Source organism: Jiangella mangrovi (genome assembly GCF_014204975.1).
GTDB lineage: Bacteria > Actinomycetota > Actinomycetes > Jiangellales > Jiangellaceae > Jiangella > Jiangella mangrovi.
The window spans coordinates 6,337,485-6,350,883 of the sequence record NZ_JACHMM010000001.1 but is presented as its reverse complement, the minus strand read 5'-3'; the positions used below and the strand labels follow the sequence as shown (position 1 = coordinate 6,350,883).

Below are 13,399 nucleotides of genomic sequence, written 5' to 3'. Positions count from 1 at the left end.
GTCGCCTCAGGGGTCGTCGGGTGGGGGGACCGCCTCGGGGAGGGTGCGGGCGTCGGCGGCGTGGTACTCGGCGAGGAGGCGGGACTCGTCCTCCTTGACCGGGAACAGCAGGCTGACCAGCGCGGACCCGATGAGGATGGCGACGATCCCGGCGATGTAGGCCCAGTCGGCGCCGTCGAGGAAGGACTGGGCGGCGGCAGAGGTGATGGCGTCGGCGTACTGGGGGTACTGCTGGGCGGTCGCCTCGGCCGACGCGAAGGAGTTCATCAGCTCCGTCTGCACGCCGTCGGTGATGTCCTGCTTGTTGGGCGCGGCGGCGATCGCGGCCGAGACGGCGGACGCGTAGCCGGCGGTGAGCAGCGCCCCGAGGATCGACTGCATGATCGCGCCGCCGAGGTCGCGCTGCAGGTCGGCGGTTCCCGACGCCATGCCGGCCCGGTGCACGGGCACCGACCCGGTCAGCGCGTGCGACGCGGGCGTGCCGGCGAACCCGACGCCCGCCCCGACCAGCGCGTAGGCGAGACCGATCACCCAGTACGACGCGTCCTGGTCCCACAGCAGCAGCATCGCGACGAAGCCGAGCAGGCAGCAGGCGTAGCCGAGCAGCAGGACGACCCGCGACCCGTGCGACTCGACCAGCGAGGCCGACCGCGGCGCCACCAGCACCATCAGGATGGCGGCAGGCAGGATCGACAGGCCCGCCTCGAAGGTGGAGTAGCCGAGCACGTTCTGCAGGAACTGCTGCCCGACGAACATGGCACCCATCAGTGTGCCGAACACGATGATCCCGGCGACGGCGGCGACCCAGAAGATGCGCCGGCCGGCCACCGTCAGGTCGTAGAGCGGGTTCGGCGCCCGGCGCTGGCGCAGGAGGAACGCCGCGCCCGCGGCCAGAGCGATCACCGCCAGCCCGATGGCCAGCGCGCCCTTGCCCGGCACCGGCGCGAAGTTGATCGCCAGTACCAGCGATGCCACGAGCACGATCGACAGCAGCCCGCCGAGGTTGTCGACGGGGTCGGTGGTCTCGTTGACGTGGCTCGGCACGAACAGCCACGCGAGCACGAGCGCGACCACCGCCAGCGGCAGCGTCACCAGGAACACCGAGCCCCACCAGAAGTGCTCCAGCAGCCAGCCCGACAGCAGCGGCCCGAGCGAGGCGATGGCGCCGCCGATGCCGGACCACAGCGCGATCGCCTTGGTCCGCGCAGGACCGGCCCACAGCGCCGTGATCAGTGCCAGCGTCGTCGGGTAGGCCATGCCGGCGGACAGCCCGCCCAGCACCCGCGCGAGGATCAGCACCTCGTCCGACGGCGCGTACGCGGCCAGCAGGCAGGCCGGTATCGACAGCGTCACGCCCAGGATCAGCATGAGCTTGCGGCCGTAGCGGTCGCCCAGCCCGCCGAGGTACAGCACCGACGCCGCCAGCCCGAGCGAGTAGCCGACGGCGATGAGGTCCAGCGTGGTCTGCGACGAGCCGAACGCCCGCCCGATGTCGGGCAGCGCGACGTTGGCGACCGCGAGGTTGAGGTTCGCCACCGCCGCGACCAGGATCAGCGCGCCGAGGACCAGCCCTGGCCGCGCCGGCGTGCGGGGCGTGCGCGCCGGCGCGCCCATGTCGTGACGCCTACCTTCCGGCCGTCGTCACGACGACACCCACGGATCCTGCCAGCCGCCCTCGCCGGCCGTCAGCGCGTCGGCGGCCGCCGGACCCCAGGTGCCGGGCTGGTAGCGGTGCACCGGCGGCGCGGCCTCGAGCAGCGGCTGCATGACCCGCCAGGTCTCCTCGATGCCGTCCTGCCGGGCGAACCTCGTCGACTCGCCGCGCATCGCAGCGAGCAGCAGCACCTCGTACGGCGTCGGGCCCTCGCCGCCCTCGGCCGCGAACTCCATGTCCAGGCCGATCGGCGCCGCGCCCTGGCGGTCGGCCCGCCGGGCGTCGAGCACGACCCTGATGCCGGTCGACGGGTCCAGCCGCACCACGATCTGGTCCGACCCGGGCCGGCTCTCGGCCGGCCAGAACCCCAGCCGCGGCGGGTGCTTGAAGACCAGCCGCAGCTCGGTCTGCGTCGCCGCGAGCCGTTTGCCGGTGCGGATGAAGAACGGGACGCCCGACCAGCGCCAGTTCTCGATCTCGAGGCGCAGCGCGGCGTACGTCTCGGTCTCCGAGTCCGCCGCGACGCCGTCGATGCCCAGGTAGCCGTCGTACTGCCCGCGCACGTAGTGGGCCGGGTCGGCGTCGGCGACGGCCCGGAACAGCGCGACCTGCGACTCCTTGATGGTGCGCACGTCGCCGCGGGCCGGCGCCTCCATGGCGGCCGCCGCGACCACCTGCATGAGGTGGTTGACGACGACGTCGCGCAGCGCGCCGACGGGGTCGTAGAAGTGGCCGCGGTCCTCGACGCCGAAGCTCTCGGCCATGGTGATCTGCACGCAGCGCACGTGGTCGCGGTTCCACACCGGCTCGAGGATCGAGTTGGCGAAGCGCAGGTAGAGGATCTCCTCGATCCCCATCTTCCCGAGGTAGTGGTCGATCCGGTACAGCTGCGACTCGTCGACGTACTGGTGCAGTTCCTCGGCCAGCGTGTGGGCCGAGGCGAGGTCGTGGCCGAACGGCTTCTCGACGATGACGCGAGCCGACTCCGTCAGGCCGGCGTCGGACAGCCCCTTCACGACGGTGCCGAACAGGAACGGCGGGATCTCCAGGTAGAAGACCGGTGACTCCGCACCCTTGATCGCGTCACCCACCCGCCCGTACGTGGCCGCGTCGGTGAAGTCGCCGCTGACGTAGGACAGCCGGGCGGCGAACCGGTCGAAGACGGCCTGGTCGACGTGCTCGCCGGACCCCTCGATCGACGCGCGCGCCCGCTGCACCAGGCGGTCCACCGTCCAGTCGTCGACGGCGACGCCGACGACCGGGCAGGTCAGCAGGCCGCGGGCCTCGAGCCGGTACAGCGAGCGGAACGTCATCACCCGCGCGAGGTCGCCGGTGATCCCGAAGACCACGAGGACGTCGGCCGGGCTCGTACCTGTCGTCGTCATGGCCACCTCCACCGGTGCGGGTCAGCTACCCCCACCCTCCCGCGGGGCCGCGGCGACCGCTTCGTCCGTTCCGGATGAGGTGGCGGGGCCGGTCTCGGCCTCGACGGCCGGGCGGCGGTTGCGGGCGCCGAGGGTCGCGGCGACGAACGCGGCCCGCGGGTGCTGCACCGAGAGCAGCGACGCGATGTCGCGCCCGTAGAACAGCGCCGCGACCCAGACCAGGAAGACCCGGACCTTGCGCTCCCATGTCGGGACGGCCAGCACGTGGTAGCCGCGGTGCATGAGCCAGGCCAGCAGGCCCTTGATGACGATGCGGCGGTACTGGAAGATCCCCTTGCCCAGGCCGAGCGTGGCGACGGTGCCGAGGCTGTGGTGCACGTACGGCTTCACCGTGCGTCCGCGCAGGTCGGCGACGAGGTTGGCGGCCAGCCGCTTCCCCTGCCGGACGGCGTTCTGGGCGTTCGGGACGGTGTAGGCGCCCGGCACGTCCGACGCGAGGTCCGGGACGGCGGCGTTGTCGCCGGCCGCCCACGCGTCCGGCACGGGGGCGTCGTCGGTCCCGACCCGCAGGTCGGCGCGGACCTGGAACAGCCCGTCCGGGTGCACCGGCAGGTCCGTGTGCCGCGCGACGACCGGGTTGCTCTGGTTGCCGGCGGTCCAGACGAGCAGGTGGTTGTCGTACTCGGTGCCGTCGGAGAGCACGATGTGGTCGTCCGCGGCCGACACCAGCTTGGTGCCGAGGTGGACGTGCCCGCCGCGCTTCTCGAGGTGCTCGACCACCCACTGCCCGGGCTTGTCGGTGACCTCCGGGAGGATGCGGTCGCGGACCTCGACGAGGTGGAAGTCGAGGTCGTCGAAGCTCAGCTCCGGGTAGAACTTCAGCAGCGCGGTGCCCAGCGAGAGCAGCTCGCCGAAGCCCTCGACGCCGGTGAACCCGCCGCCGACGAACGTGACGGTGAGCAGCTTGCGCCGCTCCGGGCCGGGCGGGAGGGTGGCGGCGCGCTCGAACGCCGTCAGCAGCCGGTCGCGGATGGCGACGGCCTCCTCGACGTGCTTGAGCCCGATGGCCTCGTCGGCGACGCCCGGGATGGGGAACGTCCGGGTCACCGCGCCCGCCGTCAGGACGATGGTGTCGTAGTGGAGCTCTCGCTCCGGCCCCTCGGCCGGGTGGACCGTCGCCCTGCGGTGGGCGTGGTCGATGTTGACGACGGTGCCGGCGATCAGCCGGGTGCGGCGCAGGTTGCGCCGCAGCGGGACCGCGACGTGCCGCGCCTCGACCGAGCCGGCGGTCACCTCGGGCAGGAACGGCTGGTACGTCATGTACGGCCGCGGGTCGACGAGCGTCACCTCCGCCTCGTCCCGGCGAAGCTTCTTCTCCAGCCGCCACGCGGTGTAGAAGCCGGCGTAGCCGCCACCGACGATCAGGATCCTGCGCATCTGCGTGCCTCCTCGTGTTCCTACCCTGACGACGGCGTACGGGCCTCCGACGTGACAACTATCGACCCGATGTGACCGGCGGAACAGTGGCGCGTCGGCTCCAGTTCGCGCAGGGACCCGTCGACGGGTGGTTGAGGGATTGGTGTCGCCCTGGCGACACCAATCCCTCAACCACCTCCGGACCGCGTCAGGAGATCGGCAAGGCAGGTGGGTGCGGCCGTCCGAGGTGTCAGCTCGAGGATGCCAGTGAACGTTGGGGTGCATCGCAATCTAGTCGTTCAAGGATCTCGACAGATGATCACTCCCTGGTCGACAATCCATGACCAAGTTGGGCGATACGTACGGTCAATGTGGGGCGAGGGGCAGCATGGCGCGACGGCGTTCATTCACGGCAAGTCTGGTGTAGATGCAGCGTGAGATGGCTCGCGCAGAAGCAGCCAGGGCGCGCGAGCAGGCGAGGGCACGTCGGGAGGCGGAACGTGCTCGGGCGGCTTACGCACGGGGGCTTGCCGCAGAAGAGAAGGAACGGAAGAGACTCTACGTGGAGAGTCGCGCTGCCGACGTCGAGGTGATGAACGAGGAACTCGACTCTCGTATGAAGGCCTTGGACGACCTGTTGCGGGACACGCTCGGCGTCGACGATCACCTCGACTTCGAGACACTCAAACAGCCGCCGCGGTTGCCGGGATGGCGGTTCTCCGAACTCGAACGTGCAGCCCACCCGCCGCGGCCGGAGCAGTTCGCTCCGCCATCACCGTCGGGACTGAACAAGGTGTTCGGAAAGACGAAGCACCAGAAGGCGGTCGAAGCCGGCAACACCGCGTACGCAGCGGCTTTGACGGCCCATCAAGGTCAGGAACGCTCACGACTTGCCGAGCTGGATCGGCGACAGAAGGACTACGCTGCCGCAGTTCGGGATGCGGAGGCGAAGGCAGCAGCCCAACACGCCGAGGTCGATGCGTTCCGTCGGGATTTCGAAGGCGGTGATCCCGAGGCCGTCATCAACTATTTCGAGCTGATCCTCCAAGCCTCGGACTACCCAGAGGGCTTCCCGCAGTCGTTCAAATTGGCTTACGTTCCGGAGTCCCGACAGGCGGTGGTGGAGTACGAACTGCCGCCCGTCGACGTCGTCCCGGCCGTCAAGGGATACAGGTACGTCAAGTCCACCGACAAGGTCAACGAGACTGCTCGGCCGGCTTCACAGGTGCGGGCGACGTACGCGTCCGTGGTCGCACAGATCGCGTTGCGCACGGTACACGAGCTGTTCGAGGCTGATCGCGGCCGTCACCTGGATGTGGTGGTGCTGAACGGCGTTCTCCACACGATCGACCCTGGAAGTGGCAGACCGATCAAGCCGTGCCTGGTCACTCTGCGGACGACCAGGGACACCTTCGGCGAGCTCGATCTTGGGCGGGTTGAGCCATTGGCCTGCCTGAAGCACCTCTCCGCGGGTGTTTCGAAAAGTCCTGCAGAGCTGGTGCCGGTACGTCCCGTACTCGAGTTCGACATGGTGGATCCGCGCTTCGTTGCCGAGTCTGATGCTTTGGCCCTCCTCGATCAGCGGACGAACCTCATGGACCTCAGCCCCGGTGAGTTCGAGTCCCTGATTCAGAACCTGTTCGCCAAGATGGGCCTGGATACGAAACAGACCCGAGCATCTCGCGACGGCGGAGTCGATTGTGTCGCATGGGATCAACGGCCGATCTTCGGCGGCAAGGTCGTCATCCAAGCCAAGCGGTACAGGCACACGGTCGGGGTCTCTGCCGTTCGGGATCTGTTCGGGACGCTTCAGAACGAAGGCGCCAGCAAGGGGATCCTGGTGACAACGAGCGGCTACGGACAGGCGTCGTTCGATTTCGCGAAGAACAAGCCGATAGAACTCATCGATGGCGCGAATCTCCTGTATCTCCTGGAGGAACACACGGGAACAGCCGCGAAGATCGTTCCGCCGGAGGGTTGGAAGGATCCCCTCCCGGACTCGCCGGTGCACGAGTAGCCGATACGGCTAAGCACGGGGACGGGCGGCGGAGGTGCGCTCGACCAGGACGGCCGGGCGGGTGATCAAGGTCGGTGCGGGGTCGGCGTCGCGGGGGGCGGGGATGCGCTTGAGCAGCAGCTCCGTCGCCAGCTCACCCACGCGGACGGCGTCGCTGTCGATGGTGGTGAGGCCGATGCCGGGGAGCTGGCCGACGGTGACGTTGTCGAAGCCGACGATGGAGACGTCGTCGGGGACGCGCAGGCCGAGGTCGGCGCAGGCCATGAGGCCGCCGAGCGCCATGGTGTCGCTGGCGAAGAAGATCCCGGTCGGCGGTGAGCCGACGTCGAGCAGCCGCAGCGCCGCCGCCCGGCCGCCCTCGATGCTGGACTGCGCGACCGCCACCGGCACCTCCGCGCCGAGCCCTGCTGTCTCGAGCTCGAACCCGCGCCGCCGGTCGGCGAACGGCTTCACCGTCGCCTCGCCGGCCACGTGCGCCAGCCGCCGGTGCCCCAGCGACACCAGATGCCGGGTCGCGGCCCGGCCACCGGCCAGGCTGTCGACGACGACGGTGTCGGCGACGAGCTCGGGCAGGTCGCGGCTGGCCAGCACGATCTGGATGCCGCGCCGGCGCAGGTAGTCGATGTTGTCGCTCTCGGAGCGCACGGCCACCAGCACGACCCCGTCGACCCGGCGGTGGGCCATGGAACGGACGATGTCGAGCTCGCGGTGCGGGTCGTCGCCGGAGCTGCCGAGGACCAGGGTGTAGCCGGCCGCCTCGGCGGCGGCCTGGATGCTGGCGACGAGGTCCGGGTAGAACTGGCTGCGGATGTCGGCGACCACAAGGCCGATGGTCGACGTGGCGCTGCGGGTCAGGCCGCGGGCCAGCGGGCTGGGCTCGAAGTCGAGCTCCTGGATGGCCGCCCTGATGCGCTCGCGGGTCGACGCCGCCATGGCGTAGCCGTGCGCGCGGTTGAGGTACTTCGAGACGGTCGCCTTCGTGACGCCGGCGCGGTCGGCGACGTCCTTGATGGTCGGCCGACGGGTGTGCTCGGGCGCGGCCTGGTCGTCGTCCATCATCTGCACCTACTGAAAGTACTCGGGCTCCATCGTCTTCACGTCCTCGACGAGCACGGGGAACGGGAGGTGTTCGACGACGTCGCGCCGCACGTCGACGCCGGGCGCCACCTCGAGCAGCCGCAGGCCGCCGGCCGTCAGGTCGAACACCGCCCGCTCGGTGACGTAGCGGACCCGCTGCCCGCGGGCGACGGACTCACGCGCGCTGAAGGTGACCTGCGTGACGGCGGGGACGAACTTGGGGTGCCGGCCCTCGGCCAGGATCGACAGCTCGCCGCCGCCGACCCGGACGTCCAGCCCGCCCGCGGTGAAGGTGCCGCAGAACACGACGGTGCCGGCGTTCTGGCTGATGTCGACGAAGCCGCCGGTGCCCACCACCCGCGAGCCGAACTTCGACACGTTGACGTTGCCGACGGCGTCCACCTGCGCGAACCCGAGGAACGCGATGTCGAGCCCGCCGCCGTCGTAGAAGTCGAACTGGGCCGGCTGGTCGAGGATCGCCTCCGGGTTGGTCGCGACGCCGAAGATGACGCCGCGGGCGGGGATGCCGCCGACGGCGCCCTGCTCGATGGTCGTGGTGAACTCGTCGAGCCGGCCCTCCTCGGCGGCCACCGAGGCGATGCCGTCGGCGATCCCGACCCCGAGGTTGACGACGTCGCCCGGCGAGATCTCCGCCAGCGCCCGCCGCGCCACCACCTTCCGGGCGTCGAGGGCGAACGGCGGCAGCGTCGACACGGCGGCGCGCACCTCGCCGGAGAACGCCGGGTTGTACTCGTGCGTGACCACCTGCCGCTGCGACGGGTGGTGCACGACGACGTCGACGCAGATGCCGGGGACGACGACCAGCCGCGGGTCCAGCGTGCCGGCCTTCGCGACGTTCTTGACCTGGGCGACGACGATGCCGCCGCGGTTGTGCGTGGCCTGCGCGATGGCCAGCATCTCCAGCCGCGCGCCCTCCTGCTCGAACGAGAGGTTGCCGCGCTCGTCGGCGGTGGTGCCCCGGATGAAGCAGACGTCGAGGTCGAACGCCGGGTAGAACAACCACTCGCGACCGGCCAGCTCGACCACCTCGACGCGGGTCTGCGGGCTGACGTCGTTGAGCCGGCCGGCCTCGACCCGCGGGTCGCAGAACGTGCCCAGCCCGACGTGGGTGACGACGCCCGGCCGGCCCGCGGCGATCTCGCGGAAGAGCTGGCTCATGACGCCCTGCGGAAAGTTGTACGCCTCGAACTCGCCCGCCACGGCCATGGCGCTCATGGCGGGCGCCATGCCCCAGTTGCCGGCGACGACGGAGCGCACCAGCCCACGCTGCGCGAGGTGGTCCATGCCGCCGCCCTCACGGTCACCGATCCCCGTCGTGTGCACGAGGTCCAGCCCGCGCGGCGACCCCGTCTCGCGGAACCGCCGCCCGAGCGCCGCCAGCAGGGCGTCCGGCTCGAGCAGGCCGCCGCCGGACCCGCCGACGGCGAGCGTCTGCCCGTCCTGGACGAGGTCGGCCGCGGCCGCCGCCGTCAGGAACCGGATCGGCCGGCGTCCGCTCACGCCATCACTCCGCCACCGTTGAGGTGCAGCGTCTGCCCGTGCATCAGCTCCGCGCCGGGCCCGGCCAGGAACACGACGGCCGGACCGATCTCCTCGGGCGCCCCGAGCCGGCCGGCGACGGAGTCGCGCGTGCGGGCGTGCACCCACTCCGGCGTGGCGTGGGGCCGGACCATCGGCGTGTCGATGGGCCCCGGTGCGATCGCGTTGACCCGCACCCGCGGCCCCACCTCGCGGGCCAGCGCCTTGGTGAAGCCGAGCACGCCGGCCTTCGCGGTGGCGTACGCGACGTAGTCGACGGCGCCCTTGAACGCCAGCTGCGACGACACGTTGACGATGCGCCCGTGCATCTCGAGCATCCCCGGGAGGACGTGCCGCGTGACGATGAAGACGCCGTCGAGGTCGACGCCGAGCGTGCGGCGCCAGTCGGCCAGCTCGGAGTCGACGATGCGCACCGGCTCCATGAAACCGGCGTTGTTCACCAGGACCGTGATGGTTCCCAGCTCGCGGGCGACGACGGCGACCGCCTCGGCCACCTGGTCCCACGACGTGACGTCCGCGGACACCGTCGTCGCCCGGACGCCGAACGACGAGGTCAGCTCGGCGGCCAGGGCCTTCGCGGCGGCCTCCTCGCCCAGGTGGTGGACGGCGACATCGGCGCCGGCCCGGGCGAGATCGCGGCACATCGCCGCACCCAGGGCTCCTGTCGCGCCGGTGACCAGCGCGACCTCGCCGGCGAGTGGTCGGGTCTCGGTCATACGCGGGCCTCCTCGAGGGTGTCGGAACCGAGGAACGCCGTGAGCGGCTCGCCGCGCGCCAGCATCCGCAGCGCCCGGCGACCGAGCATGGTCTCGTGGATCTCGCTGGTGCCGTCGAAGATCTGCGTGACCTTGGCGTCGCGGTGCATGCGGTTGACGTCCTCGTCGGCGACGACGCCCAGGGCGCCGTGGATCTGCATCGCCTCGTCGGTGTGCCGGCGGGCGGCGTCGGAGGCGAACATCTTGGCCATCGACACGACGTCCTGGTCGCCGCCACCGCCGAGGGCGAACGACTCGGCCGCGCGCCGGGTCAGCTCGCGGGCGGCGCGGTAGTCGGCGGCCATGCGGCCGAGCTTGCGCTGGATGACCTGCAGGTCGCCGATCGACCGGCCGAACGCCTGCCGCGCGTTGGCCCGCGCGAGACTGACCAGCAGCGATCCGCGCAGCAGTCCGCACGCGTAGGCGGCGGCGTCGATGCGGGCCATGTTGAGGCCGTCCATCATGCCGGCGAACCCCTCGACGTCGAGCCGGTCGCCGCGCGGCACCCGGACCGCGTCGAAGTGCAGCTCGCCGTTGGGCATGCCGCGGAAACCGGACAGCGCAGGTCCGGGCCGCCCGGATGCGCCGGGGGAGGCCATGTCGACGACGAGCGCGACCATCGGGGCATCTCGGTTCGTCGTGCCGACCTTCGCCAGCACGATCGCGACGTCCGCCACCGGCGCGAACCCGACCCAGCACTTGTGCCCGCTCAGCAGGTAGTGGTCGCCGTCGGGGATCGCGACGGTGCTGAGCGCGCGCACGTCGGTGCCGGCGTCGGGTTCGGTGATGGCGAACGAGCCGTACGTCCGCGCCGCGAGCGTCGAGGCCACCCACCGCTCCCGCAGGTGCGCCGGCGCGTACTTGGCCAGCAGGTACGCCGACAGCCGCGCCCCGGCGACGCCCAGCGCCACCGCCGGGCTGTGCACCGAGATGCGCTCGGTCACCTCGCGGGCGAGGTCCATGCGCGACACGTCGAGCGAGCCGGCGCCGTCGTGCACGAGTCCCTGCAGCCCGAGCGCCGCCGCACCGGTCAGCAGGTCGGGGAAGAAGTCGGCGTCGGCGTCGATGGCCCGGGCGGCCGGCGCCACCCGCGTCTCGATGAAGTGGTCGACGGCATCCAGCATCAGGCGTCTCCCTCCGGCGGGTAGCAGTAGAGGACGTGGGTCCCAACGAGGACCGGCTCGCCGCCCGTGGTCGCCGTCATCGCCGCGAACGCCTTGCGCGCCTCGGCGTCGACGCGGTCGATGACGTAGTCGACGGTCACGGTGTCGCCGAGGTAGACCGGGCGCAGGAACCGGACCCGGTCGTAGCCGTAGGACACCGCCGTCACGCCATGCGCCTCGCAGAGCCGGGCCGCCGCCGTCGACGTCAGGCCCAGCGTCAGCACGCCGTGCGCGATGCGCCGGCCCTGCGGACGGGAGCGCATGTACTCGTCGTCGGTGTGCTGCGGCGCGAAGTCGCCGGTGATGCCGGCGAACAGGCCGACGTCGGACTCAGTGACGGTCTTGCGGTACGTGCTGCGCGCCCCGACCGGCGGGAACCAGGACGTGGTGGTCATCGGGGCACCTCCACGACGCCGTCGGCCACCAGTTCGTCGGCGTCGAGGCCGAGCTCGGCCAACAGCTCGGCGGTGTGCTCGCCGAGCAGGGGAGCGGGGCGGCGGGCCGGCAGCTGGTCGCCGTCGAGCGTGATGGGGTTGCCGACCAGCTCGACGGTGCCGGCGACGGCGTGTTCGACCTCGAGCCGGCGCCGGTCCCAGCGGACGTAGGGGTCGGTGGTCATGGCGCGGTGGTCGTTGACCGGGGCGCACCAGACCCCGGCGGCGTCGAGCGCGTCCAGCACCTCCTGCGCCGGCCGCGTGGCGACCAGGGCGCTGACCAGTGCGTTCAGCTCGTCGCGCCCGGCCGTCGCGGCCTCCTTGTCGGGGAACTTCTCCAGGATCTCCCGCGCGTCCAGGGCCTCGGCCAGCGCCTCCATGGTCGTCAGGGATATGGCGACGTAGCCGTCGGCGGTCGCGTGCACGCCGTAGGGCGCCTCGATGTAGGCGCTTCCCGGGACCGACGACGGGCGAGTCGGCGGCTCGCCGGAGTTCACCGTCGCGACCACCTCCTGGACGGTCTGGTGCAGCATCGCGCCGACCAGGTCGACCTCGACCAGCCGGCCGCGCCCGGTCCGCACCCGCTCGACCAGCGCCGCCGTCGCGCCGAGCGCCAGCATGGTCGCGGCGTGCACGTCGGCCACGAACGGGCCGGCCGGCGTCGGCGGGTCCTCGGCGGTGCCGGTGAGCCAGAGCGCGCCGGTGCGGGCCTGGGCGAGCAGGTCCTGGCCGGGCTTGCGCGGGTCCGGCACGTCGGCGCCGTACCCGCTGGCCGTGCAGTAGACGAGTGACGGGTTCAACTCCCGCACCCGGTCGACGCCCAGGCCGAGCCGCTCCATGACTCCGGGACGGAAGTTCTGGATCAGCACGTCGGCGGTTCCGACCAGCGCCTCGGCCACCCGCAGGCCGGCGGCGGTCTTGAGGTCGACGGCGACCGAGCGCTTGTTCCGGTTCATCGCGAGGAACTGTGCGCTGACGCCGTTGAGGAAGGTGGTGCCGGACTGCCGGCCGCGTTCGCCGCTGCCCACGACCTCGACCTTGATGACGTCGGCGCCGAGGTCGCCGAGCATCTCGGCGGCCCACGGGCCCTGCATCATGTGGGCGAAGTCGAGGACCCGGATGCCGGTCAGCGGAAGACTCTGCACGTCGCTCACCTCCCGTCGAAGACCGGCGCGCGCTTCTCGAGGAAGGCGGCGGTGCCCTCCCGGAGGTCGTGCGTGGGCAGGGTCTCCTCGACCAGCGCCGTCAGCGCCCGCCGGACCTTCGGCAGCCCGACGGCGACCAGCTCCTCGTTGAGGAAGCGCTTGGTCATCCGGACCGCGTGCGGTGACGCGGCGCGGATGCGCCCGACGGCCGCGGCGACCTCGGCCTCCAGCTCCGCGGCCGGGACGACGCGGTTGACGAGGCCGATCCGGCGGGCCTCCTCGGCGTCGAGCCGGCCCATCTCGTAGACGAGCTCGCCGAACGGCTTGCGCCCGGTGACGTGCGGCGCGACGCCGACGGCGATGGTCGCCCAGGCGCCGATGCGGCCCTCCGGCAGGCTGAAGGTGGCGCCGTCGGACGCGATGGCGAGGTCGCTGACCAGCACCAGCTCGCACCCGCCGCCGAAGGCCAGTCCGTTGACGGCGGCGATCACTGGATACGGGTGCAGGGCGATCGCCTCGACGGTCCGGTAGAGCCCGCCGATGAAGAAGTCCATGCCCTGCTCGGGCGTGGCGTGCTCCTGGAAGGTGGCGATGTCGTCGCCGGCACAGAACGCGCGCCCTGTCCCCGTCAGCACCACCGGGCCGGGCGCCTCGTCGGCCGCGCGCGTCAGGTGGTCCGTGATGGCGTGCCACCCGGACAGGTCGAGCGCGTTCAGCTTCTCCGGGCGCTCGATCCGGATCCAGGCGGTCCCCTCGCGGACCTCGTAACCGACGTACATGCGACTCCTTCTCT

11 protein-coding genes are annotated in these 13,399 nt (G+C 71.6%); 1 reads left to right on the top strand and 10 read right to left on the bottom strand.

Annotation, left to right across the window (positions count from 1 at the left end):
- Positions 1-6: 6 nt before the first annotated feature.
- From HD601_RS29295 to HD601_RS29285, 3 genes are read right to left on the bottom strand one after another with little or no spacing between them, the layout of a single operon-like run.
- Positions 7-1,614 carry an MFS transporter gene (locus HD601_RS29295; protein ID WP_184827980.1) on the bottom strand — a complete coding sequence of 536 codons (1,608 nt, stop codon included), beginning with the start codon at positions 1,612-1,614 and terminating at the stop codon, positions 7-9.
- Positions 1,615-1,641: 27 nt separating this feature from the next.
- The gene (zwf, locus tag HD601_RS29290) at positions 1,642-3,039 is read right to left on the bottom strand and encodes a glucose-6-phosphate dehydrogenase (RefSeq protein ID WP_184827978.1); all 1,398 of its coding nucleotides are present in this window, start codon (positions 3,037-3,039) and stop codon (positions 1,642-1,644) included.
- Positions 3,040-3,060: 21 nt separating this feature from the next.
- On the bottom strand, positions 3,061-4,476 hold the full coding sequence (locus HD601_RS29285; RefSeq protein WP_184827976.1) for an NAD(P)/FAD-dependent oxidoreductase: 1,416 nt from the start codon (positions 4,474-4,476) through the stop codon (positions 3,061-3,063).
- Between the two features lie 406 nt (positions 4,477-4,882).
- Between HD601_RS29285 and HD601_RS29280 the strand changes: the two genes are divergently transcribed.
- On the top strand, positions 4,883-6,472 hold the full coding sequence (locus HD601_RS29280) for a restriction endonuclease (protein WP_184827974.1): 1,590 nt from the start codon (positions 4,883-4,885) through the stop codon (positions 6,470-6,472).
- A 9-nt stretch (positions 6,473-6,481) separates the two neighbouring features.
- Here HD601_RS29280 and HD601_RS29275 read toward each other — a convergent pair whose 3' ends face one another.
- From HD601_RS29275 to HD601_RS29245, 7 genes are read right to left on the bottom strand one after another with little or no spacing between them, the layout of a single operon-like run.
- Positions 6,482-7,528 carry a LacI family DNA-binding transcriptional regulator gene (locus HD601_RS29275; protein ID WP_184827972.1) on the bottom strand — a complete coding sequence of 349 codons (1,047 nt, stop codon included), beginning with the start codon at positions 7,526-7,528 and terminating at the stop codon, positions 6,482-6,484.
- Positions 7,529-7,537: 9 nt separating this feature from the next.
- Positions 7,538-9,070: a CoA-transferase gene (locus tag HD601_RS29270; RefSeq protein ID WP_221441414.1), complete on the bottom strand. Its 1,533-nt coding sequence runs from the start codon at positions 9,068-9,070 to the stop codon at positions 7,538-7,540.
- Complete coding sequence (locus HD601_RS29265; RefSeq protein WP_184827970.1) at positions 9,067-9,825, bottom strand: SDR family NAD(P)-dependent oxidoreductase; 759 nt, start codon at positions 9,823-9,825, stop codon at positions 9,067-9,069. Before HD601_RS29265 ends, HD601_RS29270 begins: the two co-directional genes overlap by 4 nt.
- A complete protein-coding gene (locus HD601_RS29260; RefSeq protein ID WP_184827968.1) occupies positions 9,822-10,988 on the bottom strand; it encodes an acyl-CoA dehydrogenase family protein in 1,167 nt (388 codons plus the stop codon). Before HD601_RS29260 ends, HD601_RS29265 begins: the two co-directional genes overlap by 4 nt.
- Positions 10,988-11,422 carry a MaoC family dehydratase gene (locus HD601_RS29255; protein WP_184827966.1) on the bottom strand — a complete coding sequence of 145 codons (435 nt, stop codon included), beginning with the start codon at positions 11,420-11,422 and terminating at the stop codon, positions 10,988-10,990. Before HD601_RS29255 ends, HD601_RS29260 begins: the two co-directional genes overlap by 1 nt.
- Positions 11,419-12,606 carry a CoA transferase gene (locus HD601_RS29250; RefSeq protein ID WP_184827964.1) on the bottom strand — a complete coding sequence of 396 codons (1,188 nt, stop codon included), beginning with the start codon at positions 12,604-12,606 and terminating at the stop codon, positions 11,419-11,421. The genes HD601_RS29255 and HD601_RS29250 overlap by 4 nt, the downstream gene beginning before the upstream one ends.
- Before the next feature lie 5 nt (positions 12,607-12,611).
- Positions 12,612-13,385, bottom strand: coding sequence for an enoyl-CoA hydratase/isomerase family protein (locus tag HD601_RS29245; protein ID WP_184827962.1), 774 nt, complete (start codon positions 13,383-13,385; stop codon positions 12,612-12,614).
- Positions 13,386-13,399 lie beyond the last annotated feature (14 nt).

What these genes read in the sequence shown, in the direction of transcription:
- HD601_RS29295 (WP_184827980.1), bottom strand. Translation starts at nt 1,614, where the DNA reads ATGGGCGCGCCGGCGCGCACGCCCCGCACGCCGGCGCGGCCAGGGCTG.
- zwf (WP_184827978.1), bottom strand. Translation starts at nt 3,039, where the DNA reads ATGACGACGACAGGTACGAGCCCGGCCGACGTCCTCGTGGTCTTCGGG.
- HD601_RS29285 (WP_184827976.1), bottom strand. Translation starts at nt 4,476, where the DNA reads ATGCGCAGGATCCTGATCGTCGGTGGCGGCTACGCCGGCTTCTACACC.
- HD601_RS29280 (WP_184827974.1), top strand. Translation starts at nt 4,883, where the DNA reads ATGCAGCGTGAGATGGCTCGCGCAGAAGCAGCCAGGGCGCGCGAGCAG.
- HD601_RS29275 (WP_184827972.1), bottom strand. Translation starts at nt 7,528, where the DNA reads ATGGACGACGACCAGGCCGCGCCCGAGCACACCCGTCGGCCGACCATC.
- HD601_RS29265 (WP_184827970.1), bottom strand. Translation starts at nt 9,825, where the DNA reads ATGACCGAGACCCGACCACTCGCCGGCGAGGTCGCGCTGGTCACCGGC.
- HD601_RS29260 (WP_184827968.1), bottom strand. Translation starts at nt 10,988, where the DNA reads ATGCTGGATGCCGTCGACCACTTCATCGAGACGCGGGTGGCGCCGGCC.
- HD601_RS29255 (WP_184827966.1), bottom strand. Translation starts at nt 11,422, where the DNA reads ATGACCACCACGTCCTGGTTCCCGCCGGTCGGGGCGCGCAGCACGTAC.
- HD601_RS29245 (WP_184827962.1), bottom strand. Translation starts at nt 13,385, where the DNA reads ATGTACGTCGGTTACGAGGTCCGCGAGGGGACCGCCTGGATCCGGATC.